General features: G+C 42.0%; 27 protein-coding genes and 1 pseudogene. 13 read left to right on the top strand and 15 right to left on the bottom strand.

The features are described 5' to 3' along the window. Positions 1-46: 46 nt before the first annotated feature. The 7 genes from AC3IPL_RS03180 to mnhG are packed head-to-tail and all read left to right on the top strand — an operon-like array spanning position 47 to position 5,713. Entirely contained in the window at positions 47-2,416 is a 2,370-nt protein-coding gene (locus AC3IPL_RS03180) for a Na+/H+ antiporter subunit A (protein ID WP_489241693.1), read from the top strand. Then, positions 2,397-2,825, top strand: coding sequence for a Na(+)/H(+) antiporter subunit B (locus AC3IPL_RS03175; RefSeq protein WP_489241691.1), 429 nt, complete (start codon positions 2,397-2,399; stop codon positions 2,823-2,825). Before AC3IPL_RS03180 ends, AC3IPL_RS03175 begins: the two co-directional genes overlap by 20 nt. After that, the gene (locus AC3IPL_RS03170) at positions 2,825-3,166 is read left to right on the top strand and encodes a Na(+)/H(+) antiporter subunit C (protein ID WP_489241690.1); all 342 of its coding nucleotides are present in this window, start codon (positions 2,825-2,827) and stop codon (positions 3,164-3,166) included. The genes AC3IPL_RS03175 and AC3IPL_RS03170 overlap by 1 nt, the downstream gene beginning before the upstream one ends. Continuing rightward, positions 3,159-4,631 carry a Na+/H+ antiporter subunit D gene (locus AC3IPL_RS03165; RefSeq protein WP_489241689.1) on the top strand — a complete coding sequence of 491 codons (1,473 nt, stop codon included), beginning with the start codon at positions 3,159-3,161 and terminating at the stop codon, positions 4,629-4,631. The genes AC3IPL_RS03170 and AC3IPL_RS03165 overlap by 8 nt, the downstream gene beginning before the upstream one ends. Further along, positions 4,631-5,110: a Na+/H+ antiporter subunit E gene (locus tag AC3IPL_RS03160; protein ID WP_489241687.1), complete on the top strand. Its 480-nt coding sequence runs from the start codon at positions 4,631-4,633 to the stop codon at positions 5,108-5,110. Before AC3IPL_RS03165 ends, AC3IPL_RS03160 begins: the two co-directional genes overlap by 1 nt. Continuing rightward, complete coding sequence (locus AC3IPL_RS03155) at positions 5,107-5,391, top strand: Na(+)/H(+) antiporter subunit F1 (RefSeq protein WP_489241685.1); 285 nt, start codon at positions 5,107-5,109, stop codon at positions 5,389-5,391. The genes AC3IPL_RS03160 and AC3IPL_RS03155 overlap by 4 nt, the downstream gene beginning before the upstream one ends. Beyond that, a complete protein-coding gene (mnhG, locus tag AC3IPL_RS03150; RefSeq protein ID WP_489242243.1) occupies positions 5,372-5,713 on the top strand; it encodes a monovalent cation/H(+) antiporter subunit G in 342 nt (113 codons plus the stop codon). The genes AC3IPL_RS03155 and mnhG overlap by 20 nt, the downstream gene beginning before the upstream one ends. 79 nt (positions 5,714-5,792) lie before the next feature. Here mnhG and AC3IPL_RS03145 read toward each other — a convergent pair whose 3' ends face one another. The 8 genes and pseudogenes from AC3IPL_RS03145 to AC3IPL_RS03110 all read right to left on the bottom strand — a co-directional run bounded on the left by AC3IPL_RS03145 (position 5,793) and on the right by AC3IPL_RS03110 (position 11,535). Beyond that, positions 5,793-6,191 (bottom strand): hotdog fold thioesterase, encoded by a 399-nt coding sequence (locus AC3IPL_RS03145; protein WP_489241683.1) that lies wholly within the window; start codon positions 6,189-6,191, stop codon positions 5,793-5,795. A gap of 20 nt (positions 6,192-6,211) precedes the next feature. Further along, on the bottom strand, positions 6,212-7,525 hold the full coding sequence (locus AC3IPL_RS03140) for a Na+/H+ antiporter family protein (protein WP_489241682.1): 1,314 nt from the start codon (positions 7,523-7,525) through the stop codon (positions 6,212-6,214). Positions 7,526-7,593: 68 nt separating this feature from the next. Beyond that, positions 7,594-8,700 (bottom strand): hypothetical protein, encoded by a 1,107-nt coding sequence (locus AC3IPL_RS03135; protein WP_489241680.1) that lies wholly within the window; start codon positions 8,698-8,700, stop codon positions 7,594-7,596. Positions 8,701-8,710: 10 nt separating this feature from the next. Next, on the bottom strand, positions 8,711-9,031 hold the full coding sequence (locus tag AC3IPL_RS03130) for a YuiB family protein (protein ID WP_489241678.1): 321 nt from the start codon (positions 9,029-9,031) through the stop codon (positions 8,711-8,713). A gap of 8 nt (positions 9,032-9,039) precedes the next feature. Further along, positions 9,040-9,522, bottom strand: a complete 483-nt coding sequence (locus tag AC3IPL_RS03125) for an NUDIX domain-containing protein (protein ID WP_489241677.1) — start codon at positions 9,520-9,522, stop codon at positions 9,040-9,042. Between the two features lie 71 nt (positions 9,523-9,593). Beyond that, positions 9,594-10,812, bottom strand: a pseudogene (locus tag AC3IPL_RS03120) (NAD(P)/FAD-dependent oxidoreductase). A 116-nt stretch (positions 10,813-10,928) separates the two neighbouring features. Then, the gene (locus tag AC3IPL_RS03115) at positions 10,929-11,288 is read right to left on the bottom strand and encodes a HesB/IscA family protein (protein ID WP_489241675.1); all 360 of its coding nucleotides are present in this window, start codon (positions 11,286-11,288) and stop codon (positions 10,929-10,931) included. Positions 11,289-11,298: 10 nt separating this feature from the next. Continuing rightward, positions 11,299-11,535, bottom strand: a complete 237-nt coding sequence (locus AC3IPL_RS03110; RefSeq protein WP_489241674.1) for a YuzB family protein — start codon at positions 11,533-11,535, stop codon at positions 11,299-11,301. 130 nt (positions 11,536-11,665) lie between these two features. Between AC3IPL_RS03110 and AC3IPL_RS03105 the strand changes: the two genes are divergently transcribed. Then, on the top strand, positions 11,666-12,730 hold the full coding sequence (locus tag AC3IPL_RS03105) for an NAD(P)/FAD-dependent oxidoreductase (protein ID WP_489241673.1): 1,065 nt from the start codon (positions 11,666-11,668) through the stop codon (positions 12,728-12,730). A 46-nt stretch (positions 12,731-12,776) separates the two neighbouring features. Here AC3IPL_RS03105 and AC3IPL_RS03100 read toward each other — a convergent pair whose 3' ends face one another. Next, positions 12,777-13,094 (bottom strand): YuzD family protein, encoded by a 318-nt coding sequence (locus tag AC3IPL_RS03100; RefSeq protein ID WP_489241671.1) that lies wholly within the window; start codon positions 13,092-13,094, stop codon positions 12,777-12,779. Between the two features lie 80 nt (positions 13,095-13,174). Here AC3IPL_RS03100 and AC3IPL_RS03095 point away from each other — a divergent pair, with 80 nt between their 5' ends. The 3 genes from AC3IPL_RS03095 (at position 13,175) to AC3IPL_RS03085 (ending at position 17,158) form a co-directional block, all read left to right on the top strand. Further along, on the top strand, positions 13,175-13,417 hold the full coding sequence (locus AC3IPL_RS03095) for a NifU family protein (RefSeq protein WP_489241670.1): 243 nt from the start codon (positions 13,175-13,177) through the stop codon (positions 13,415-13,417). Positions 13,418-13,556: 139 nt separating this feature from the next. Further along, positions 13,557-16,523, top strand: coding sequence for a formate dehydrogenase subunit alpha (gene fdhF / locus AC3IPL_RS03090; RefSeq protein ID WP_489241668.1), 2,967 nt, complete (start codon positions 13,557-13,559; stop codon positions 16,521-16,523). Continuing rightward, positions 16,523-17,158 (top strand): helical membrane plugin domain-containing protein, encoded by a 636-nt coding sequence (locus tag AC3IPL_RS03085; RefSeq protein WP_489241666.1) that lies wholly within the window; start codon positions 16,523-16,525, stop codon positions 17,156-17,158. The genes fdhF and AC3IPL_RS03085 overlap by 1 nt, the downstream gene beginning before the upstream one ends. Before the next feature lie 41 nt (positions 17,159-17,199). Here the strand turns inward: AC3IPL_RS03085 and AC3IPL_RS03080 are convergent, their stop codons facing one another. The 3 genes from AC3IPL_RS03080 to AC3IPL_RS03070 are packed head-to-tail and all read right to left on the bottom strand — an operon-like array spanning position 17,200 to position 19,380. Next, a complete protein-coding gene (locus tag AC3IPL_RS03080; RefSeq protein WP_489241665.1) occupies positions 17,200-18,168 on the bottom strand; it encodes a 2-hydroxyacid dehydrogenase in 969 nt (322 codons plus the stop codon). Next, positions 18,161-18,955 (bottom strand): TIGR01457 family HAD-type hydrolase, encoded by a 795-nt coding sequence (locus tag AC3IPL_RS03075; protein ID WP_489241664.1) that lies wholly within the window; start codon positions 18,953-18,955, stop codon positions 18,161-18,163. The genes AC3IPL_RS03080 and AC3IPL_RS03075 overlap by 8 nt, the downstream gene beginning before the upstream one ends. Then, complete coding sequence (locus AC3IPL_RS03070) at positions 18,952-19,380, bottom strand: DUF86 domain-containing protein (RefSeq protein WP_489241662.1); 429 nt, start codon at positions 19,378-19,380, stop codon at positions 18,952-18,954. The genes AC3IPL_RS03075 and AC3IPL_RS03070 overlap by 4 nt, the downstream gene beginning before the upstream one ends. 142 nt (positions 19,381-19,522) lie before the next feature. Between AC3IPL_RS03070 and AC3IPL_RS03065 the strand changes: the two genes are divergently transcribed. Next, the gene (locus tag AC3IPL_RS03065; RefSeq protein ID WP_489241661.1) at positions 19,523-19,801 is read left to right on the top strand and encodes a hypothetical protein; all 279 of its coding nucleotides are present in this window, start codon (positions 19,523-19,525) and stop codon (positions 19,799-19,801) included. Positions 19,802-19,870: 69 nt separating this feature from the next. After that, positions 19,871-20,134, top strand: a complete 264-nt coding sequence (locus tag AC3IPL_RS03060) for a DUF3055 domain-containing protein (protein WP_489241660.1) — start codon at positions 19,871-19,873, stop codon at positions 20,132-20,134. 49 nt (positions 20,135-20,183) lie between these two features. Here the strand turns inward: AC3IPL_RS03060 and AC3IPL_RS03055 are convergent, their stop codons facing one another. The 3 genes from AC3IPL_RS03055 to AC3IPL_RS03045 all read right to left on the bottom strand — a co-directional run bounded on the left by AC3IPL_RS03055 (position 20,184) and on the right by AC3IPL_RS03045 (position 22,936). Further along, a complete protein-coding gene (locus AC3IPL_RS03055; RefSeq protein ID WP_489241659.1) occupies positions 20,184-20,627 on the bottom strand; it encodes a YutD family protein in 444 nt (147 codons plus the stop codon). 8 nt (positions 20,628-20,635) lie between these two features. Then, complete coding sequence (gene lipA, locus AC3IPL_RS03050; protein WP_489241657.1) at positions 20,636-21,547, bottom strand: lipoyl synthase; 912 nt, start codon at positions 21,545-21,547, stop codon at positions 20,636-20,638. Positions 21,548-21,619: 72 nt separating this feature from the next. Then, positions 21,620-22,936, bottom strand: a complete 1,317-nt coding sequence (locus AC3IPL_RS03045; RefSeq protein ID WP_489241656.1) for a bifunctional metallophosphatase/5'-nucleotidase — start codon at positions 22,934-22,936, stop codon at positions 21,620-21,622. Positions 22,937-22,947: the final 11 nt, after the last annotated feature.

Below are 22,947 nucleotides of genomic sequence, written 5' to 3'. Positions count from 1 at the left end.
GGACTCAATATTTTCTGTATACTTAACTTATTAAAGGAGGTCTATAATGAGTTTATTACATTTTGCTGTGAGCCTTCCGTTTATCGGAGCCATTATTATACCGCTGATTTATTACTATAGGAAAAATATTCATCCAGGTTATCTGGCATTAATTGTCCCCGTCGTTGCAGCACTATTATTTATCACTACACAACTTAACGGGCAAATCAGCCGTTCCATACAGTGGATGCCGAGTATCGGTTTAAATCTGAATTTCAGAATGGACGGTATTAGTTTCCTATTCTGTCTGCTGATTACTGTAATCGGGGCGCTCGTGATCTTCTATTCCATTCAATATTTAAATCGCTATGAACAGCTGGGTCATTTCTATACATACTTATTGCTATTTATGGGAGCAATGCTCGGTTTGGTACTCAGTGATAACGTTCTTTCTCTTTATTTGTTCTGGGAGCTGACCAGTATATCGAGCTTCCTGTTGATTGCATTCTGGAATAATAAGCAGAAGTCTCTGGACGGTGCATTAAAATCCATGCTGATTACTGTATTCGGCGGCTTAATGCTGCTGGGCGGTTTATTGACATTAGTCAGTATCACCGGTACTTTCAGTATTCATCAAATGACAATGGATGCAGACAAAATTGTGGAATCGCCCTTATTTATTATTGCAATGGTGTTCATTCTCCTTGCTGCATTTACAAAGTCTGCTCAATTCCCATTTCATATTTGGCTGCCGGATGCAATGGAAGCACCGACACCCGTCAGTGCTTATCTGCACTCTGCCACAATGGTTAAAGCAGGGGTCTATTTAATAGCTCGCTTTACACCTATATTTGCACTGTCGGCCGGATGGATCTATGCTGTGACCTTTGTCGGTGCTATTACACTGTTCTGGGCATCTTTTAACGCAGTTAAACAACGTGATTTAAAGGGAGTGCTTGCGTATAGTACAATCAGTCAGCTTGGTCTGATGATGACGCTGCTCGGTGTAGGAGGACTCGGGGTATATCATGATAATCAGCGCGTCTTCTATGCCGCTATTGCCGCTTGTGTGTTTCATATCTTCAACCACGCTTCATTTAAAGGAGCGCTGTTCATGGTCGTCGGCATCATCGATCACGAAACAGGAACACGTGACTTAAAGAAATTATCAGGTCTGATGCAGCTCATGCCTATTACCTTCACAGCGGCAACGATCGGGGCGCTCAGCATGGCAGGTGTTCCACCGTTCAACGGCTTTTTGTCAAAAGAAATGTTTCTAACCAGCATGTTTGACAGTCAGTCAAGTCAGCTGTTCAGCGGCCCGGTCCTGTGGCTGCTGCTGGCATTGGTAATCATCGGAAGTTTATTCACCTTCATCTATTCAGTGAAATTCATCAAAGATGTATTTTTCGGTGATTCACCAGCAGTCGATAGACAAGTGCAAGAAGCACCTATTGCACTTCTATTAGCACCGCTGATCATGGTAAGTATTGTGGTCGTGACAGGATTATTCCCTAATGTTCTGGCCGGAGTGATAGAGTCAGCTGGTAACAGCATATTAAACAAGGATATCGGCCATATACATATTGCCTACTGGCACGGAATTAATCCCGCCCTGTTAACGACATTACTGATATTTGGCCTAGGTCTTATATTGGTATTCAGCTATAACTACTGGCAATCTATTTATTCTGTACAGCGGTCTACCTGGACATTGAACCATGTGTATCAGCAGCTGCTGTCACTTAGTGAATCCTTATCATATAAGATCAACAACAGCATCATCGCATCAGGCATCCGTTCACACATGATGATTATTTTCGCTGCACTTGTCGTGATGCTGCTCGTCTACCTCATACAATCACCTATTGATTTCGGCAGCTTCAAGTTTGCACCTATCCGCTCATTTGAAGTTATTCTTGTCATTTTAATACTGGTGGCAACCTATATGATCATCGTTGCTCAGTCCCGGATTTTCAGCATTATTATGCTGAGTGCAATCGGCTATTCAGTCGGTCTGTTCTTTGTCTTCTTCAATGCGCCTGACCTGGCACTGACACAGCTGACCATCGAAACGATATCAACTGCATTGTTCTTAATGTGCTTCTATCATCTGCCGAAGCTTTCGCGCTATGAAGAAACATTAAAATTCAAATTATCAAATGCCGTCATTTCAGTAGGTGTCGGCCTTGTTGTCACAGTGATTGCACTGATTGCCTACAGCCATCGATTAACACCGTCGATTGCTGAGTATTACATTAAAAATGTCTATGACAAAGCGGCCGGTAAAAATATGGTCAACGTCATACTCGTTGACTTCCGTGGATTTGATACATTATTTGAATCGACGGTACTCGGAATTGCCGGTATAGGTATTTATACGCTCATCAAATTACGTAACAAAAAGGAGGTAGAACATGAACAAACAGAGAAATGATGTCATATTTCAGTTTTGTACACTTGTCATCTTCTTCATCATCCTCATGTTCAGTTTCTCCATCTTTCTCGGTGGGCATTATACTCCTGGCGGTGGATTTGTCGGCGGGTTACTCGTGTCAGGTGCACTGTTACTCATCTTAATTGCCTATGATATAAGAACACTAGAAAGAATACTGCCGTTAGATTTTAAGAAAGTCATCGCAATAGGTCTCGCCTTTTGTTACGGTACACCACTCATATCGTTAGCAATGAGCAAGCCGTTCTTTACTCATTTTTTCGGAGAGCTGCACGTCCCATTGTTCGGCGCCATCCACTGGCATACAGCCATGTTGTTTGACTTAGGTGTCATGCTTGCAGTAATCGGTACGACGATGACTATTATTCTGACGATAGGAGAGAACGAATAATGGAAATGATTATGATTATATTAAGTGGCATATTGATCTCAGCTAGTGTCTACCTCATCCTGTCAAAAAGTCTGCTCAGAGTCATTATTGGTACTTCAGTTTTGACTCATGCAGTTAACTTGCTGCTATTGACAATGGGTGGACTTAAAGAAGGTGCGATACCGATTTACGACAAACAGATTGCGCGCTATGTGGATCCCATTCCTCAAGCGCTGATTTTAACAGCGATTGTCATTAGTTTTGCCGTGACAGCCTTTTTCCTTGTACTGGCTTTTAGAAGTTACAAAGAACTAGGGACTGATAATTTAGCGATGATGAAAGGAGTGCCGGACGATGAGTAACTTGTTAGTATTTCCGATTATCATCCCTGTCATCTTCTCCATCATACTGATATTTATCGGTAAGAAACCTATATTAAAAAGAATGATTGTGTTATGTGGGGCTGTCATCACTACTATCATTGCAGGAATTAATTTATGGAATGTCATTCAGCATGGCATCCAGTTTCTTGAACTCGGTAACTGGCCGGTGCCTTACAGCATTACATTGACAGTAGATCACTTGTCTGCTGCTTTTGTCTTTACAACATCACTCGTTACCACCTTGATCATTGTCTATTCTTACCAGTCCATTGGTATAGAGCGTGAACGTTATTATTACTATGCTTCTTTGATGTTCATGCTTGCGGGGCTGAACGGCGCCTTCTCAACAGGAGATATATTCAACTTGTTTGTCTTCTTTGAAGTCTTCTTGATGAGTTCATATGTACTGATGATTATCGGCGGTACTAAGATCCAGCTGCAGGAAAGTATCAAGTATATTTTAGTGAACGTCGTATCTTCCTCTTTCTTTGTGCTGGCAATAGCGATGCTGTATTCAGTTGTCGGTTCATTGAATATGGCTGATATCAGCGTCAAGCTCGGAGAATACGGCAATTCTTCGATCATCACTATATGTGCCTTATTATTTATCTTTGTCTTTGCGACAAAAGCAGGCATGTTCCCATTTTATTTCTGGCTGCCTAATGCGTACTATGCACCGCCGATCCCAATTCTTGCATTGTTTGGTGCACTGCTGACAAAGGCCGGTGTTTATGCCATCATGAGAACTTATGCATTGTTTTTCCCTACTGAGGTCGTCGGCAATTTCATTATGGTCATCTCTCTTTTGACTATCATATTCGGGTGTATTGGTGCTCTTGCCTACAAAGATATGAAGAAAATTATCATCTATAACATTATGATTGCTGTCGGAGTAATTTTGACAGGCGTCAGCCTGCTGACGCCTGATGGTATGCTGGGTGCTGTATATTATGTCTTCAATGATATATTGGTAAAAGCTGCCTTATTCATGCTGGTCGGTGTTATCATCCATCTAACAGGTGAAACACAATTCAACAAACTCGGTGGCATGATCAAAGATTTTCCTGTACTCGGCTGGACATTTTTCGTTGCGTGCTTGTCACTTGCCGGCATCCCACCGCTCAGCGGCTTCTTCGGAAAATATTATATCGTCAAAGCGGCGATAGCTGAGGGACATCCACTAGCAGCGATTGTCATCTTAGTAAGCAGTCTTATTGTCCTTTATTCGGTCATCAGAATATTCATCCATGTATTCTGGGGTCAGTCTAAAACTATTCAATATTCAAAACAGCCCTACAACAAACTACTTGTGATCAGCGTTATCACAACATTTCTTGCAGTCGCGTTCGGTCTGTATGCCGAGCAGTTGTATCCATTGTTCTACCAAGCTGCGATGACTTTGACAGATCCATCAAACTATACGCAAATACTGGAGGTGAAATAATGGCCGTTCAGTTTCTGATTAACGTAGCACTCACGATACTGTGGTGTATCATCACGATGAGCTTTTCGTTCGGTAATCTCGTCCTTGGTTTTTTGTTCGGGACTTTTGCAGTATTCATCATGCGCCCGTTCCTTCCCGGTCGTTTCTATTTACGGCCATTGTTCAAAAGTATTAGTCTCGCCTTTATTTTTATTATCGAGCTGATAAAGGCCAATATCCACGTCTTTAAAATTGTCATTTCTAAGGAAATCAATATAACACCGGCATTTTTTGCCTACCCTACTGAATTGACTAAAGCCTGGGAAATTTCACTGCTGTCACAGATGATTACATTGACTCCCGGTACTGTTGTAGTAGCCGTGAGTGATGACCAGAAAACACTCTATATTCACGCCATAGATTTTTCTAATCTGGAAGATGAGATTGAAGGAATTCGCTCGTCATTTGAAGCAGCGATTAAGGAGGTTAGTATACGATGACTATAGTTGTAGTAGTTGCACTGATTATTGTAGCTGTCAGTATGCTTGGGTTTTTGTATCGTGCAATCAAAGGACCAAGTGTGGCTGACCGAGTTGTCGCACTGGATGCACTCGGCATTTCATTGATGGGAATCATTGCGTTGTTCTCAATTTTATTAAATACAACCCATAACATAAGCATTATCATGCTGCTTGCCATACTGTCATTCCTAGGTACCGCTTCATTTGCAAAATTTATGGATAAGGGAGAGATTATTGAATATGATAGACATGATCATTAACATAATGGCAATGATACTCATACTCTTAGGCGCTGTTATGAGCTTTGTGAGTGCACTTGGTTTGTATAGACTACCTGATGTCTACACGCGTGCTCATGCTGCGAGTAAAGCATCAACGCTTGGTGTCATGTTCATTATGACGGGTGTCCTGTTATTTTTCATCGGCAGCGATCATCAATTTCAACCGTCACTGCTGCTTGCTATTCTTTTCATTTTCTTAACTGGGCCGATCGGCGGCCATTTAATCATGCGGAGTTCATATTACAGCGGCATCCTGTATACTAAGAAAACAGTACGCGATGATTTAAAGGATGCCAAATAACTGAAGCCTATCAAAAAAGGAAATCACTGATGTCATCGCATAGTGATTTCCTTTTTTGTTTGTAAGATAAATCATTTCTCTATCGCAATGATTTCACTGCGACTGTACATCTTGCTGCTGACAGCAGTTTCTGCTGCTCATCATACACTTTGACATCCCATACATGGGTAGACTTGCCTTGATGTAGAATTTCTCCGACAGCTGTCACTCTGCCGGACCGTACTGAAGCAATATGGTTGGCATTGATTTCAAGACCAAGTCCGATCTCTTTATCAAGGTCAATCAGATCGGCCGTTCCCATCGAAGCAACTGTTTCACTTAAAGCGACGCTGGCACCTCCATGAAGATAGCCAAACGGCTGCTTGACTCTATCAGTTACAGGCATGCTCATGACAAGTCTACCTGATGCTCTTTCTTCCACTTTCATATCAAAATGCGAGAGAAGACTTTCTGTTTGCAGTAAATATGTAAAATCCATCTCATATTCCCCTTTTTTAATTATAATACCATAGCTGCGATATAACCGAATATGATGAGAGGAATATTGAACAACAGAAATGTCGGTACACATGTGTCCCAAATGTGATTGTGCTGTCCGTCCATGTTTAGTCCGGCAGTCGGTCCAAGAGTAGAATCGCTTGCCGGGCTGCCTGCGTCACCTAAGGCACCCGCAGTACCGATAATACTAATAATAGCAAGACTTGATAAGCCCAGGGCAGCACCAAACGGTATAAAGAGTGCTGCAATAATAGGGATTGTAGCAAATGATGAACCGATCCCGATCGTCACTATCAATCCAACAATCAGCATCAAGATCACTCCAACAGATTTGCTGCCGCCAGTCAGATCAACCATCCCTTTCACAAGGGTGTTCACTTCTCCGGATTCTGTCATGACGTGAGCAAATCCGTTGGCTGTCAACATGACAATTCCGATGTAAGCCATAATTTTGATGCCTGAAGTCAATTCCTCATCCATCGTGCGCCAGTTGAATACTCCTGATATAAAGAAAATTAAAATACCTGACAGTGCCCCGAAGATCATTGATTCTGTCGTCATCTGAACAATAAATGTACTGAGAATCGCCGCAATCGTTACTGTAACTGTATAGGGCTTGATGGCTTTAGCAACAAACTTGTCGTCAGCTGCCACTGCTTTATAGGTTCTCGGCTTTCTGTAAATAATCAAACCAAGTATAAGACCTACAAGCAACCCTAGTGACGGGATGACCATAGCTTTCCATATATCACTGAATTGAATGGCATAATCCGCCTGATCAAACCCTTTTTTAATAATCTCGTGGAAAATGTGGCCGAAACCAAATGGGAATAATACATACGGGAAACATAGACCGAATGTCAACACGACTGCTATCATTCTTCTGTCCATTTTCAGTTCATTGAATAAGCTGAGTAGTGGTGGAACAATAATAGGAATGAAAGCGATGTGCACAGGGATAATATTTTGAGACATACACGCGATAACAAGCAATGAAATAATAATCGCGACTTTAGTCACTGTTCTTGTTTTCACTGTACTGTCGACTCGAATCATATTGATGATTTTTCCGACGAAGAAATCTGTAATACCACTATAGGAAATCAATGCAGCAAAACCACCTAGTAACGCATAGCTGAGCGCAACTTCCGCACCCTCACCGATCCCCGCTGTAAAGAACCTAATTGTCTCATTGACTCCGAGACCTGCCGCTAATCCGCCGACAAGTGCACCGACGAATAGTGCAAGAACGACGTTCAGACGACATAAACTTAAAATAACCATGACTAATACTGCGACTAATACTGCATTCATATAAAAACTCCAATCCTTTAGTTTGATAAAGTGTTACCATAATAAAGTATCTGAAAGAGATTTAAGTGTCAACCCTTTTGAACTAAAAATTTGTATAATGCGGCCATATAATATAATGGACGACTGGCTTGGACTTCTACGATACTGAAAGGTTTGCTGTAATAATCGGCAAATGATTCATATTGTCCAGCGTTCAGCTGAACAAGCTGTGCGCTGATCAACTTAGAATGAATTCGTTCTGACGGAAACAGTTCAAACTCAGGCGTCTGCACGTGAATACGGGTTGCTTGTTGATGAAGCTGCAATGGTTTGCCATACGTACTTATGCGCTGTTCTTGAGAATCGCGGATGAGCAGAATGATGGGATCTACGCGGTACTGAAATCCATAATGAAGCGTATCAAACAGCACCGGCTGTGTCCGGTCATTGGCAGCCACTGAAATACCTGCCCTGCCGATTCTATTGATTGGTCCAGCTTGAGGGTCATACAGCACAAATAATACACTGACATCTGCTGTTTCGTGAATCGCTATTAACAGCGGCATCAACAATGAGACCACGACATCATTATGAAGCGGTATTAAGAGCACCTGTTTAACAGCTTCTCCTGTCCGCCATTCTATCGCTGACAAGTCTTCAGCGGGATAAGCGGGCACTAGCTGGTCAAGCTCGTGGCGACTAAAATCAGTTACGGTCCCATCCAACTCATCAAGCAGCGCTCTCAATCTGATATGGGCTGATTGGTTTGACGGTTCTTTCATCGCTCTGATTCGATAGAATACGTCAGAAATTTGAGCATCGTAACCGACAATACTGTGCGGTGCTTCTGCTTCAATGGTCCATGCTAAAGCGTCAAGAGTAGACCCGTCGAAATATTTGACGAGGACCGTGAAATCAACCGTTACTTTGACATCATCCACTGACTCGAGTACTGCAGCCGCTGTCTCGTGCAGCGTCAATATCTGTTCCATCGAGTAGCGTTTAGGATTACCTAGCGCAATTCCCATTATCCTTAACCCATTGTCCACAGTATCAAGTTCCTGCTGTTTATTATGATAAAATTCAGCCACATGCTGGTTGACTCTTTCATCATCTGTATCCACCCATTGATTGTACTGAAAAGGCAAAAAACACACATAGACATTGTCTACATGTGTTTGTGAATGTTTTGTCATCGAATCACTCCTAAAACATAGTATAGCCACTTTTACGTAACCCTTTAATGACGAATCCTGCGACTAGTGCGCCGACAAGCCCACCGGACAACATGATGATGTCAGCAGGTAATAAATGGGTCAAACCATGCCATAGCTTCTGAAATGCATGCTTAGGTTTCAGAAGATACTCCGCTGTCGAAATTTTATCAACGATCGCACAGACGACGAATGGATAGAATCCAGCCATAATCCATGTGGATTTCAGCAGCATGTTCAGAATAAATGCAATCCCAAAAAATAAAACAAAGAACAATAATACACTAAGAATCAACTGTACTAAAGCAGTCATTATTCCTCCTAAAAAAATAAATGATAAGTTGAGTAATTAAATTGCGGTCCTGGTGAAGTCGTACTTCTTAATGGCAGCGGACTGGATAAATGTTCAATGAATTCATGGATCATAGGTGAACATTTGTCATCAGAAAGTAGATGAGCAGTCGACTCCCATTTGACATTTTTTATTTCATCATTAGGCAGTTCGATCGTAATAGCAGTAGTCATCGGTTTAACTAGGAAAATAATCATATTATCAGAAATAATTTCCTTAATCACACCACTTCTGACTCCGATGACGCCTATGACTTCTCCTATTATACCAGTTTCTTCTGCTAATTCACGTACAATCGCCTGATCCGCACTTTCACCTGCTTCAACAAAACCTGCACACATGGACCACATATCTTTTAATCCACCGTACTGTTTCTGTACGACCAGCCATTCCCCCTGGTCATTAACCACTACAGCAGATGCGCCAAGCCATACATTCCCCCGTTTAGTCATTCTGTACCCCCTGATAAGAAAAAGAGACTTGTGAATCACAAGTCTCTTAAATCAATATTAAGACAGGCGTATTACAGGAATTTGCCTTTTTTGAAAGCAACACCTGTACCACCGATTTTAAATAGTGCACGAGTATCGATTACTTTCTTCATAAATGCAGCTTTTTTACCAGTAATTTCTTTACCGAATACCACACCTACACCATCATGTGAACCAAGTGATGCTACAGTACCTTTGTCGTCATATGTGAATGTATCAAGCTTGTCATTGTTTAGTAATTTGACGATGGCCCGAGCAGTGAATTCACCTTGCTGCATTGCAATTTGAGCAGTCGTCGGCAGTGGACGTTTGTTATCTCCTTCACCAGCCATCACTGCAGAACAATCCCCGATGACAAAAATATCGTCATAGCCGTCAATACGTAGATCTTCACGAACAACGATACGTCCACGCTTAACGCCTTCAAATGATTCTTCCATCAAGTGGCTGCCGCGTACACCTGCTGCCCAGATGACTGTATTAGCATATAACTGTTCTTCCTGTTCACCGTTCTTAACAACGAAACCATTTTCGTTAGCTGCAACGATCGGTGTTGCGATTTTGAATTCTACACCGCGTGCTTCAAGATAATCAACGACATAATTCACTAATTTGTCAGAGAACATCGGAAGCATTTTTGGTGCCGCTTCAACACATGTTAATTTGACTTTTGATGAATCTATACCGTATTTCTTGCTTAATTCTTGAACGCGTTCAGTTAATTCGCCCAATAATTCGATACCTGTAAATCCAGCACCACCTACTAAAATAGCAAGGTCTTTGTCATCTTTTTCAGTGCTTTGTGCGTAATTTGCAAAGCGTTCTTCAATATGCGCTGCAATACGTCTCGCTGTATTGATATTCTCGATTTGGAAGGCATGTTCTTTCATACCTGAAATACCGAACGTTTCAGATTCAAAGCCTAGCGCAACAACTAAAATATCAAACTTGAATGTTCCATTCGTTGTTTCAACTGTTTTGTCATCACGGTTGATCTTTGTCACTTCAGTAGCAACGAAATCCACTTTTGATGCATCTACAACACTGGCAATCGGATATAAGCAGTCCTTATATTCCCGAGAATCCAGCAGAAGCTTCGTGTAACCAAGTCGCTTCATAGTGATATTCATTCTTGTTGATTAATGTGATGTCGCAATCCTGCGCTGATACTAATTTCTGTAATTTAGCGATTGTTTGCAGACCGGCATAACCGGCACCCAATACAACAACCTTTTTTCTTTCGAAGCTCATCATATTCACCTGTCTTTAAAGTTATAATATTGTGATTTTAGTCACATAAGCAATTAATAGATTCCTTCATCATCATAACTTGAATAGTTATTTTATTCAAGCTAATAACGTTAATTTTAACAATTCTCAGGTGTTCCTGCTACCTCTTTAGTGCGGAATGAACTACCGCAGCCGCAAGCGGCGATGGCATTCGGATTTTCGATGGCAAATCCACCACCCATCAATGATTGCTTAAAGTCTATCGTCGTTCCATTCAATATGGGACTGTCTGCCTTATCAACCAATACATTGACGCCGTAGAAGTTGATCAGTTCATCATTCTCACCAGGCGCTTCTTCAGCACTCATGCCATATGACAGCCCCGTACAACCGCCACCTTTGACCGATATTTTCAGATACCCATCAGGCATTCCGTTTTTTGCCATCATCTCTTTGACCTCATAAGCTGCAGCCTCTGTTAAAATTACAGTACTCATCTGTTACCTCCTAAAATAACCAGTTTTCTTCAATATGCTTATAGATGTTCTTAAGAAGACCATCTGCAGTTTCCCCTGTTACAACATCACCATTGACAAGTGCGTATAGACTTTCATTGCATAGTCCGCAATATGTGAGACAGCCATATTCAAGACAATCAATAGTCGGATCTTCACATAAGGTATCATACACTTCCTGACTACCAGCTGCCATATTAGAAATACAGAACTCTACGATTGGATTCATGTTTCACCTCAGAACAAGCACTTTTTGTTCAACTAATGACTAAAGCGCTATAAATAAACTATAATCTATATTATAATTTATGATAGTTGAAAAAAGTAGAAATTTGACTTCATCAGAAAAGGGGATCATTATGAAAAATCTAGTACTGCTCGGCGGCGGGTATGGAAATATGCGTGTGATGCAGCGTCTACTGCCTTCTGCACTTCCTGAAGAATACAACATCACATTAATCGACAAAATTCCTTTTCAAGGATTAAAAACTGAGTATTATGCTCTTGCTGCTGGAACGGAATCCGATAAAGACATCAGACTCGAGTTTCCGAAAGATCAGCGTTTAAACCAGACATTCGGTGAGATTACAGCGATTGACCTCGACCAGCAGATTATCTCTGTCGGAGACTCTCAAGTAGATTATGATGAACTGATTATCGGCCTTGGCTGTGAAGATAAATATCATAACGTACCGGGTGCCGATATTCATACTTACAGCATTCAGACAATTACACAGGCGAGAAAGACCTATCAGGCCATCGCCAACTTACCAGCGGGTAGTACGGTAGGCATCGTCGGCGCAGGACTAAGCGGGATTGAACTGGCAAGTGAACTACGCGAATCCCGATCTGATTTAAAAATAAAATTATTTGACCGCGGTGAGCGTATTTTGCCGGCTTTTCCTGAGAAGCTCAGTAAATATGTGAAGAAATGGTTCGATAAACACCACGTCGAAGTCATTCCGAACTCTAATGTTGTCCGAGTAGATCCTGGACTGCTCTATAATAATAATGAAACTCATGAAGTGGATATATGCGTATGGACCGCCGGCATTCAACCGGTGGAAATCGTGCGTAATCTGCCCGTTGAATTTGGCGAAGGCAACCGTGTTCGTGTGAATCAATATCACCAAATTCCGACGCATCCGAACGTCTATGTCGTCGGTGACTGTGCGTTACTTCCGCACGCCCCAAGTGCACAACTTGCAGAAGTTCAAGCTGAGCAGATTGTAGATATACTGAAAATGCAGTGGGACGGGAAACCTCTTCCGGATAAGATGCCTGACTTAAAACTTCAAGGTTTTGTCGGTTCATTAGGTGACAAAGAAGGATTCGCCTATTTGCTGGACCGGACTGTGACAGGACGCATCGCAAGAATCATGAAGTCAGGTATCCTCTGGTTATACAAATACCATAATGGTTAGATACAAAGAGAACACCACCTTAAGTATAAGGTGGTGTTCTCTTTAGCTATTTCATGAAAGTCTGCTCCACGTATTTTGTCAGTTGTGGGAGCTGTATATAACCATCTGCCACAACTTCATCATTCATTGTAATAAGTGGATAGAACAGTTCATCATTCTCGATTTGTTCAATCAGCGACTGATCATAATCGGACTTGCCTTCTGTATCCATAATATCAATATAATTGAACGTGAAATCAAGATTATCAAACTTACGTTTCAAATTCGGTTGAATCCAGTCGTAAATATCTTTCGAAGTTGGCGCATTGACACAACTGGCACAGACGACATCTGCACCATATACATTAACTTTAATAGAATTCACATGCATCCCCCTTAACCATTCCGATAAAATATGATATAGTAATTATACTATTAGCTAGACTACAATGAAAGGAGTCTCTCATGACTACAGAACAACAAACAATGTTTGATGAAGTGAATGACGTACTTGAAAAACTTCGTCCTTTCCTGTTACGTGATGGTGGTGACTGTGAATTAGTCGATGTTGAAGATGGAATTGTTAAATTGCGTCTTCTTGGTGCCTGCGGTACTTGTCCTTCTTCTACTATCACATTGAAAGCAGGTATTGAACGTGCCCTTCTAGAAGAAGTACCAGGAGTTGTAGAAGTAGAACAAGTTTTTTAATAGTTTTTGACCACGTTTCGTGGTCTTTTTTTTATACTTTTTAACCTGTCAGTCGGCAATGATTTGTAATAATTCTCAGAAAACTTATAATTAGTAATAGGCATAAAGTTTTCTATTCTGATTGAAAGAGGGGTTAAAAATGAAAGAAACAACTACTCAAGCTGTCAGTATTATTCTTAACGGTAAACCCATGGATGTCCCCCGGTGCAACTTACTGGATTATTTAAAATGGCAAGGTATTGAAGTACCTGCACTGTGCTATCATCCGGATCTCGGTGCTATTGAAACGTGTGACGCCTGTATCATTGAAGTCAACGGGGAACTTGTGCGCGCATGTAGTACTGAACTGCAAGATGGGGATGTCGTCAGAACAGGCACGAGCGATGCATTCGAAGCACAGATGATTGCGATGGATAGAGTACTGCATAATCATGAACTATACTGCACAGTCTGTGATTTCAACAATGGCAACTGTACCGTCCATAATACAGTCAAACAATTAAAAATCGATCATCAGGCGACCCATCAGTCGCCAAAAGGAGCACCTGTCAACCGCGGGAAGTTCTATCGCTATGATCCTGACCAGTGTATCCTATGCGGCCGTTGCGTACAGGCTTGTCAAAATGTACAAGTGAACGAAACATTAATGATCGACTGGGAACTTGAACGTCCACGTGTCATCTGGGACGGTAATGGATCGACGATGATCGATGAATCGTCATGTGTTAACTGCGGCCACTGTTCAACCGTCTGCCCATGTAATGCGATGATGGAAGTCGGCATGGAAGGTGAAGCCGGATTCCTGACGGGTATGCTTAAAAATGCTTTTCGACCTGCAGTTGACGTAACAAAAGCTGTCGAAACAGGTTACACACCGCTGATGGCGATATCAGACATTGAAGCAGAGATGCGTGAAGATAGAATCAAGAAGACAAAAACAGTTTGTACATACTGCGGGGTCGGCTGTTCATTTGAAGTATGGACAAAAGGTCGAGACATTCTTAAAGTCGAACCGTCACCCGATGCCCCTGCCAATCAGATTTCTACGTGTGTCAAAGGTAAGTTCGGCTGGGATTTCATCAATTCCGGCGAACGATTGACAAAGCCGTTGATTCGTGAAGGCAGTGAATTCAGAGAAGGTACTTGGGACGAAGCCTATGATTTAATTGCTAAAAACTTCATGGATATACTTAAAACTCGCGGACCAGAACGTCTCGCATTCATCACTTCTTCCAAATGTACAAATGAAGAATCCTATTTAATGCAGAAACTTGCCCGTGCTGTAATCGGCACTAATAATGTGGATAACTGTTCGCGCTACTGTCAGTCGCCCGCGACGTTGGGCTTATGGCGTACAGTCGGTTACGGCGGTGACTCTGGTTCTATTACAGATATCGGCAGTGCTGACCTCATTATCGGTATCGGCACTAATACAGCTGAAGCCCACCCCGTCATTGCTACGCGTGTCAAGAGCGCTCAAAAAGTACGTGGTTCAAAACTTATCGTTTCTGATTTACGCAAACATGAACTGGCAGAACGTGCTGATATGTTTATCCGTCCTAATCCGGCTTCCGATTTAGTATGGTTGAATGCTGTTACTAAATACATCATCGATAACGGCTGGCAGGACCAGGCATTTATCGATCAGCATGTTAATCATTTCGATGAACTCGTCAGCAGTCTCGAAAAATATACATTGGATTATGCAGTCAAACATACAGGGCTGACTCAAGAAGAATTAATTGAAGTAGCAACGATGATTCATCAGTCCAAATCTACTGTGATCATGTGGGCAATGGGAATCACTCAGCAGCGCGGCGGCAGCGATGCCTCTACAGCTATTTCAAACCTGCTGCTAGTAACAGGAAATTATATGAAACCTGGTGCAGGAGCTTATCCTCTTCGCGGTCATAATAATGTTCAAGGTGCAAGTGATATGGGCAGCATGCCTGACCACCTGCCTGGTTACCAAAAGATTACGGATGAACAAGCGATAGCTAAGTTCAGCGAAGCATGGGGCGTCACATTAAATACGACTATAGGCCAGAATAACCATCAGATGGTCGATGCCATGCATGCTGGTGAACTAGATGTGCTCTACTTAAAAGGTGAAGATATGGGAATTGTCGATTCGAATATCAACCATGTAAGAGCAGGTTTTGAGAAACTTAAGTTCATGGTCGTCCAGGATATATTCTTCTCTAAAACATGTGAATATGCAGATGTCGTCCTGCCTGCTTCTCCAAGTTTTGAGAAAACGGGCACATTCTCAAATACAGAGCGACGAATTCAGAGATTATATCAAGTGCTTGAACCGTTGGCAGGATCTAAGCCGGACTGGATCATTATTCAGGATATCGCGAATCGTTTAGGGGCTGAGTGGAACTATTCACATCCAAGTCAGATTATGGACGAAATTGCGTCGTTGACACCAATATATGCAGGTGTGACTTATGACCGTCTAGAAGGATTCAATAGTTTACAATGGCCGGTCCACGCTGACGGCACTGATTCACCGCTGCTCTTTACAGATGGCTTCCCATTCGATGACAAGAAAGCACGTCTCTATGCTGTTGACTGGACGCCGCCGACAGATTACGAAGAAGAATATGATATTCATGTTAACAACGGTCGACTTCTTGAACATTTCCATGAAGGCAACATGACTTACAAAGTCGCTGGATTAAAACTGGAAACACCTGAGACATTCCTTGAAGTGTCACACGAACTGGCAGCAGAACGCGGTATTAAAGATGGGACTCTAGTACGTCTTCAGTCACCTTACGGCAAGGTCGAGGTCAAAACCATTGTGACCGACCGCGTATTCGGCAGAGAAGTTTTTTTACCGATGAATGATGCCGGAGATGCCGCTATCAACTTGCTGTCGAGCTCTATCGCCGATAAAAATACGTCTACCCCTGCCTATAAAGAAACAAAAGCAAAAATGACAATATTGGAACGCGGTGGCAGCTCTCCTCTTCCATCGACTAATTTCCGTTACGGACACCCTGTTCCACAGTTCGGTGTGAATATTGCACAAAAGTGGGCTCGTCCGGATTACATTTTCCCAGGAGATATCGTCAAAGAAAGAAGAGGTGAACGCTGATGGCACAGCCGACGAAAATCATCAGAAGATCAGAAGTCGATGTCAATGAATTAAGAGAGCAAGAACTGCACGAACTGGAAGAGCAGCTATTGATGCATAAAGATACTCTACTTAATCTCTTCCGCTTACTTGAACAACTCGATGATCATGAAGTGTTCAATGCACTAAATGCAGCACTTGCCAAAAGTGATCCTATATTAACACGTGTTCTCAAAGCACTAAATGAAACTGAACTCGACAAAGCTATCCGCAATCTCCTGCTTATCAGTCAAGGTCTCGGCAAGTTCAAATTGGATGAACTTGAACCGATGACCTTAAAGATCAATAAAGGATTTGAACGCTCAACAAAACAGCATCAGACAATGGGCATATTCAGCCTGATGAAAGTACTTGTCAGTCCGACTTTTATCAAAGGCGCCTTATTTCTTACCACTTTTGTTCAAGGATTCGGCTATGACGCTGAGCAGTTGAAACAAGAACAAGGAATTGTGGATCCCGTCCAGACAGATACTGGAGATTTAAAACAGCACAAAGTGGAACACACGCGTCGCAACTCGAATGTATGGATGGATGTCACGTTAGGCGCTGCTGTGCTTTCTACAAGTATTCTGCTATACAAAAAGTTCAATCATTAATCAAAAGACGACTCTCGTGTTCCGAGGGTCGTCTCTTTCGTTTATCTGGTTTTATTGACAGGTGTCAGCGGATGTTCTCCGTTGATCACATATCTTGCGTTATCAATACACAGTTGAATCATGGCATCTCTTGTTTCAACAGATGCGCTGCCGATGTGCGGCAGTACGACGATGTTAGGCTCATTTAAGAAGGGATGATCACTATCAATCGGTTCTGCAGCAAGAACATCCAGTCCAGCTGCCAAAATCTCCTGATTTTTGACAGCATGCAGCAGATCTTCTTCTACTACGTGTCCGCCACGTCCGATATTGATGAATATCGCATCACTTTTCATCTGTTTAAATACTTGCTGATCAAATTTGTTTCGAGTTTTCTCTGTCAAAGGTGCTGTACAGACTACATAGTCACTCCTCGCAATCAGTTCATCAAAGTCAGCATACGTGACACCAAGTTCATGCTCTGCTTGCTCATGTCTTGAGCGGTTATGATAGAGAACAGTCATTCCAAAACCAGTACAACGTCTAGCGAACGCCTGGCCGATTGCACCCATGCCGTATATTCCGACTGTTTTGCCGTACACATCTTTACCTGCCATCAAATAGGGTGACCAGCCTGTCCATTCACCGTTCTGAACCATAGCTGCAGCCTCTATAATCCGTCTCGCTGTGACAACCATCAATGTAAATCCAAGCTCAGCTGTCGTCTCTGTCAATACGTCCGGTGTATTGCAGATAACAATGCCTTTTTGAGCAGCATAGTCAACATCAATATTATCATAACCGACTGCCAGGTTGATGACCGCTTTCAGGTCCGGGCAGCTATCCAAATATTCCTTGTCTATTTGATCACTTAACATCGTAATCACAACCGTTTTATCCTTGCTTTGAGCGAGAAGTGCTTCCCGTGGCATCGGCTTCTGTTGTTCTGGATACATCTCAACATCTGCCACTTGCTTCAAGTCAGTCAAAAACCGTTCAGGAACTTCTCTTGTAATCAATACTTTATTCATCAGTATCCCTTCCTTCATAAAAATCAATCACTTCAAGTAGATTTTTAACTGAATAAGTCGGCGGGATCTTTTCCTTCATAATCGCCTCATAAGTGGTGACACCCGTCTGTACATGCAGTGTATCGATGCCACTGTTAATGCCGGACATAATGTCAGTCATGTACAAATCACCGATCATCACTAAATCTTCTTTCGGGAGACCGATTAACTCTACAGCCTTGTTCATAATATGCTGCTCCGGTTTACCGATAAATATAGGGTCAACGCCTGTTGAGACCGCAACTACGCTTGTTAATGCACCATTACCCGGCAGGAATCCGCGCTCTGTCGGAATAGATACATCCGGATTGGTCGAGATGAATTTGGCACCGTTACGTACAGCAAGACAGGCCACCGCATATTTTTCATAACTGATATCTACATCGAGACCGATGACAACATAGTCGACGTGCTCATCATCCTTAAGCACAAGCCCCTCATCTTCCAGAGCTGTTCTAATACCGCTTCCGCCGATGACAAATACACTTGCACGGGGCTTTTCTTCAGCAATATACATAGCAGTTGCCATAGCTGATGTCACTACATTGTCAGGTGAACTTACAAAACCCATACCGGTCAACTTGTCTGATACTTCTTCAGCAGTTTTTGATGCATTGTTCGTGACAAATAAATAAGGAAGGTTATGATTCGCTAAATAATCGATGAATTCCTTTGCACCTTCAATCAATCGTGTCCCTGCATACATTGTCCCGTCTAAATCCAGCAAATATCCTCTATACTTTTTCATGCTCTACCTCCTTTGCCGAACGCAGATACCGGCCCCAGTTCCTTATCAATAAATGTCAGTACAGAAGGTTTAAATGATTCAAAAGCTGAAAGCTGGTCAGCGAATTGCTGTTTAAGTGCTTGATGATTAATCGCTGTATAGTCTCGTACCATCCACTGTCGAAGTGGTAGTGTCTTTGAAATAGCTTGAGCTTCAGTCGTTGTAATGACTTTCTCCATCTCAAGAATATCAACCACATCTTGATAACTTCCAGGATCCCGCATAATGAATCCATCAATAATCATATTGCCGACATCAACGACACTCTCAATCAACATATGACATATACGCTCCAGCCCATACTGCTCTGCTGCGTTGAAGCTTTGAGTGAGCTGTTCAATGTAATCGAGCTTCCGATTCAATTCTTCTCTATCCACAAAATACATACTATCGCCTCCATCACTAGTGTATCAAATTTCATGACTGCCTTCACGATGTATAGGCTCAATGACCACTTAATCATTTACTTAAGTTTAACTCCTGCTTATGTAAGGTATAGATTGAGAAATATATGAAGGAGATGACATAATGGCTCTATCCAATGACATGACAAAAGAAATATTATCAGTGTTAGAACATAACAGTGATTTAGGATTCAGTGATGTTGCAGAAATCAGCAACCGAATCAAAGCAAATAACAGTAGTTTCAACAGGACAGATGCAGAACTGGAACAGGCCTTGAACACATTATATGAGCAACGACATATCGAAAGTATCAAAATGACATTCGGTGAAACAGGACAGAATGATTTTGAAGCAATCGGTTTAACTGACAAAGGAAGACAACTCCTTTCAAATCTGATTTAACGTCATCATTCGTCCCTTTGAAAAATCAATGATTACATTATATAATGTTGAGAACTGGAGGGACTACATATGATTGAGATGTTTTTATATGACGATACAGATAAAGCAAATATCAGATTTGTCAGCTTTATCGGAGAATCGCGCTATGACTTGACTTTAATACAGACAGACCGACACTACGGTAAGACGATTGTGTTGAACACGCAGTCAAACAAATTTGGCATTATTGGCAGAGATGATCTGCAAGAAGACGGCTATGTTGCCTATGCTCTTGGTCTTAATGAGACAGAAGCCTTGGATGTCATTGAGTTTTTATCGGATATTATCTCTTAAAGAACGCGCTGCGTTCTTTTTTTAATAAAAAAAATAGCTGCCTGAGCAGCTATCTTAAAAAATGTTTTAATGTTTTGGTAGAATCATCTGAATCCTCTTGTGCTTCATGATCCTGTGCCTCAAATGTCTGTTCTTCCACAATTTCAGGCGTAGTGAATTCGTCTTTGACAATCGACATTTCCTCTGTATCATCTGCTGTCATTCGAACAACTTCATGCGCTGTCAGTCGACGTAAAACGAAATAAGGACAGCCAAAATTACAGTATTCCATGAGATAATCCTGAATACTTGAAAACCGTTTACTAATATCCGCTTTCTTATTTCGATCTTCATAAAAGCCTTTTAGCCTCAGTTGTTCAAATCCTATATCTCCGACTATGACTGGGTATTTATCCAGCACTTCTGAATAGCGGGATTCGAACTGTTCTGCATTATACGCATCGCGATAATTCTCAATGATTTCGAAGTAGTTAGCTCCTATTTTAATGACCATATATCCACCTATTCAGTGATTTCTCCCATCGCTTGACGCGCTTTAGCCGCTTCATTGACCTGCTCATCAGCATGATATGAACTACGCACCATAGGACCTGCCTGACAATGTTTAAATCCTTTTTCCATTGCTATTTTGCGCAGCTTGCCAAATTCAAGCGGCGTATAATATTTCTGAACTTTTAAATGTTTGCGGGACGGCTGCAAATACTGCCCAATGGTCATAATATCGACATCGTTGGCACGAAGGTCATCCATCACATCAAGAATCTCTTCCCACGTTTCACCAAGACCAAGCATAAGGCTTGATTTAGTTGGAATGTCTGGATAGAGTTCTTTAGAACGACGTAACACTTCAAGTGAACGATCATAAGTGGCACGTGCACGGACTCTTGGTGTCAACCTGCGAACGGTTTCAATGTTGTGATTCAATATATCCGGCTTGGCGTCAAGCAGTGTCACCCAGTTATCAAATGAACCGCCCATATCAGATGGCAGCACTTCAATCGTTGTATAAGGATTACGTTCACGCACTTTACGTATCGTCTCAGCATAGACATGTGAACCACCGTCTTTTAAGTCATCACGTGCCACTGCGGTAATCACGACGTGTTTTAAATTCATCAGTTCCACTGATTCAGCAACGCGTTCCGGCTCTTCCAGGTCCAACTCATTCGGCAGTCCTGTTTTGACTGCGCAGAAACGACATGCGCGCGTACATATGGCGCCCAGTATCATAAAAGTCGCGGTCCGTCGCTCACCCCAGCATTCATGTATATTAGGACAGCGTGCTTCTTCACATACTGTATGAAGATTTTTTTCACGCATCATTTTCTTAAGGCCTGTATAGTTCTTATTGGTGTTAAGTTTGATTTTCAACCATTCAGGTTTTCTGAGTATCTCTTCATTCTTTGTAACCACTGCAACATCCCTCCATTGAATTACACTATCATTATAACGAATATTCAACTAAATATAAATACAATGTTTCCTTTAACAGTTGTCCAGTGCTATTTTCATTACATCTCTCAAAAATTCAGGCATAAAATACTCTTTCTCGTTCTGTACGAACTGAGGGAAAAAACGGCCGAATGTATACATATCTAACGTGGCCAATGTATAGTCTTCATGCGGATCAATCAACCGGCCATTGACAAAATACTGCCGTTCTGACTCCATCATACCGATGTTATCCATCACATACATACCAAAGATATCACCTCTGAATCCAAAGCCTTTGACAATGTCATCACGATATTCATGCTTCATACTCATCGCTATCACTTCCATCAGCTCACGACCTGACAATGTAATTTTCACTGGATTGATCGGATGTGGCAGCATTTGATGTAAATCATATTTAGTAAATTCAGTGCCTTCGTACCCTGTCACAATCAGCCCGGAATTAATGAGTGAACAGTCTGCATCCAGCAATACTCTCAGTTCACGGGCAAGCAATGCCGTAGTATAAGAAGCACTGTACAGTCGTCTTGGCAGCACAATTGCGCCGTTATGGATCACTTCATCCAGCAATACTTTCCCTTGTTCGTAATAATCTTCTTCGCTGTAGGCAAGTTCATCTGTATTAATGAGTGTCGCTTGTTTTTTAATGAGTGTTGTATCATCGAATGTTAATGTCATCTCACCGATATACTCACCGTAACGGCCCGCAGCTCCAATCAGCACCCCATTGACCAAGTCTCCGTTATCAAAGTGATGATGGGTATGCGCCCCTAGTATGATATCAATGTCCGGCACCTCTTCTGCAATACGCTGGTCAGCAAACTTCCCGAGATGACTAAGAACGACAACGACATCACACTTTTCTCTCATGACCTCCACTTGTCCACGTATCGCTTCAATAGGTTCAGTTACTGTCCAACCCAGTGCCTTATAGAAAGGTGTAAATTCTGCCGTTGCTCCGACAAAACCAAATGTAACTCCTTCGATGATTTCCATGACATGTGGTACTATGTGACGCGGCAGCTGTCCATCATGATCAAATACATTACAGCAAGTAATCTGGAAGTCCGCTTTATCGTAGAGCTGTTCCAGATCTTGATGAGTCAATGTAATTCCTTCGTTGTTGCCGATGGTCACTACACCTGCCCCCGCTCTATTCAGTAGTTCAACATTCCCTTTTCCTAATGTTCCTTCTGTATAAGGATGACTACGGTCTACATGATCGCCTAAATCAACATAGTAGGTAGATGGAAGCTGTGCACGTTTATCGTCAAGAAAGCGAATAATTTTTTGATAAGTTGTTAAATGACTATGAACATCATTCGTATGGTATAACTTCAGTTCCATTGTGTTTCACC

The organism is Macrococcus sp. GL_134 (genome assembly GCF_057834705.1).
This window is presented reverse-complemented; position numbering and strand designations above follow the sequence as displayed.

Coding starts and splice junctions, on each gene's coding strand:
- AC3IPL_RS03180 (WP_489241693.1), top strand. CDS start 47: ATGAGTTTATTACATTTTGCTGTGAGCCTTCCGTTTATCGGAGCCATT.
- AC3IPL_RS03175 (WP_489241691.1), top strand. CDS start 2,397: ATGAACAAACAGAGAAATGATGTCATATTTCAGTTTTGTACACTTGTC.
- AC3IPL_RS03170 (WP_489241690.1), top strand. CDS start 2,825: ATGGAAATGATTATGATTATATTAAGTGGCATATTGATCTCAGCTAGT.
- AC3IPL_RS03165 (WP_489241689.1), top strand. CDS start 3,159: ATGAGTAACTTGTTAGTATTTCCGATTATCATCCCTGTCATCTTCTCC.
- AC3IPL_RS03160 (WP_489241687.1), top strand. CDS start 4,631: ATGGCCGTTCAGTTTCTGATTAACGTAGCACTCACGATACTGTGGTGT.
- AC3IPL_RS03155 (WP_489241685.1), top strand. CDS start 5,107: ATGACTATAGTTGTAGTAGTTGCACTGATTATTGTAGCTGTCAGTATG.
- mnhG (WP_489242243.1), top strand. CDS start 5,372: ATGATAGACATGATCATTAACATAATGGCAATGATACTCATACTCTTA.
- AC3IPL_RS03145 (WP_489241683.1), bottom strand. CDS start 6,191: ATGGATTTTACATATTTACTGCAAACAGAAAGTCTTCTCTCGCATTTT.
- AC3IPL_RS03140 (WP_489241682.1), bottom strand. CDS start 7,525: ATGAATGCAGTATTAGTCGCAGTATTAGTCATGGTTATTTTAAGTTTA.
- AC3IPL_RS03135 (WP_489241680.1), bottom strand. CDS start 8,700: ATGACAAAACATTCACAAACACATGTAGACAATGTCTATGTGTGTTTT.
- AC3IPL_RS03130 (WP_489241678.1), bottom strand. CDS start 9,031: ATGACTGCTTTAGTACAGTTGATTCTTAGTGTATTATTGTTCTTTGTT.
- AC3IPL_RS03125 (WP_489241677.1), bottom strand. CDS start 9,522: ATGACTAAACGGGGGAATGTATGGCTTGGCGCATCTGCTGTAGTGGTT.
- AC3IPL_RS03115 (WP_489241675.1), bottom strand. CDS start 11,288: ATGAGTACTGTAATTTTAACAGAGGCTGCAGCTTATGAGGTCAAAGAG.
- AC3IPL_RS03110 (WP_489241674.1), bottom strand. CDS start 11,535: ATGAATCCAATCGTAGAGTTCTGTATTTCTAATATGGCAGCTGGTAGT.
- AC3IPL_RS03105 (WP_489241673.1), top strand. CDS start 11,666: ATGAAAAATCTAGTACTGCTCGGCGGCGGGTATGGAAATATGCGTGTG.
- AC3IPL_RS03095 (WP_489241670.1), top strand. CDS start 13,175: ATGACTACAGAACAACAAACAATGTTTGATGAAGTGAATGACGTACTT.
- fdhF (WP_489241668.1), top strand. CDS start 13,557: ATGAAAGAAACAACTACTCAAGCTGTCAGTATTATTCTTAACGGTAAA.
- AC3IPL_RS03085 (WP_489241666.1), top strand. CDS start 16,523: ATGGCACAGCCGACGAAAATCATCAGAAGATCAGAAGTCGATGTCAAT.
- AC3IPL_RS03080 (WP_489241665.1), bottom strand. CDS start 18,168: ATGAATAAAGTATTGATTACAAGAGAAGTTCCTGAACGGTTTTTGACT.
- AC3IPL_RS03075 (WP_489241664.1), bottom strand. CDS start 18,955: ATGAAAAAGTATAGAGGATATTTGCTGGATTTAGACGGGACAATGTAT.
- AC3IPL_RS03070 (WP_489241662.1), bottom strand. CDS start 19,380: ATGTATTTTGTGGATAGAGAAGAATTGAATCGGAAGCTCGATTACATT.
- AC3IPL_RS03065 (WP_489241661.1), top strand. CDS start 19,523: ATGGCTCTATCCAATGACATGACAAAAGAAATATTATCAGTGTTAGAA.
- AC3IPL_RS03060 (WP_489241660.1), top strand. CDS start 19,871: ATGATTGAGATGTTTTTATATGACGATACAGATAAAGCAAATATCAGA.
- AC3IPL_RS03055 (WP_489241659.1), bottom strand. CDS start 20,627: ATGGTCATTAAAATAGGAGCTAACTACTTCGAAATCATTGAGAATTAT.
- AC3IPL_RS03045 (WP_489241656.1), bottom strand. CDS start 22,936: ATGGAACTGAAGTTATACCATACGAATGATGTTCATAGTCATTTAACA.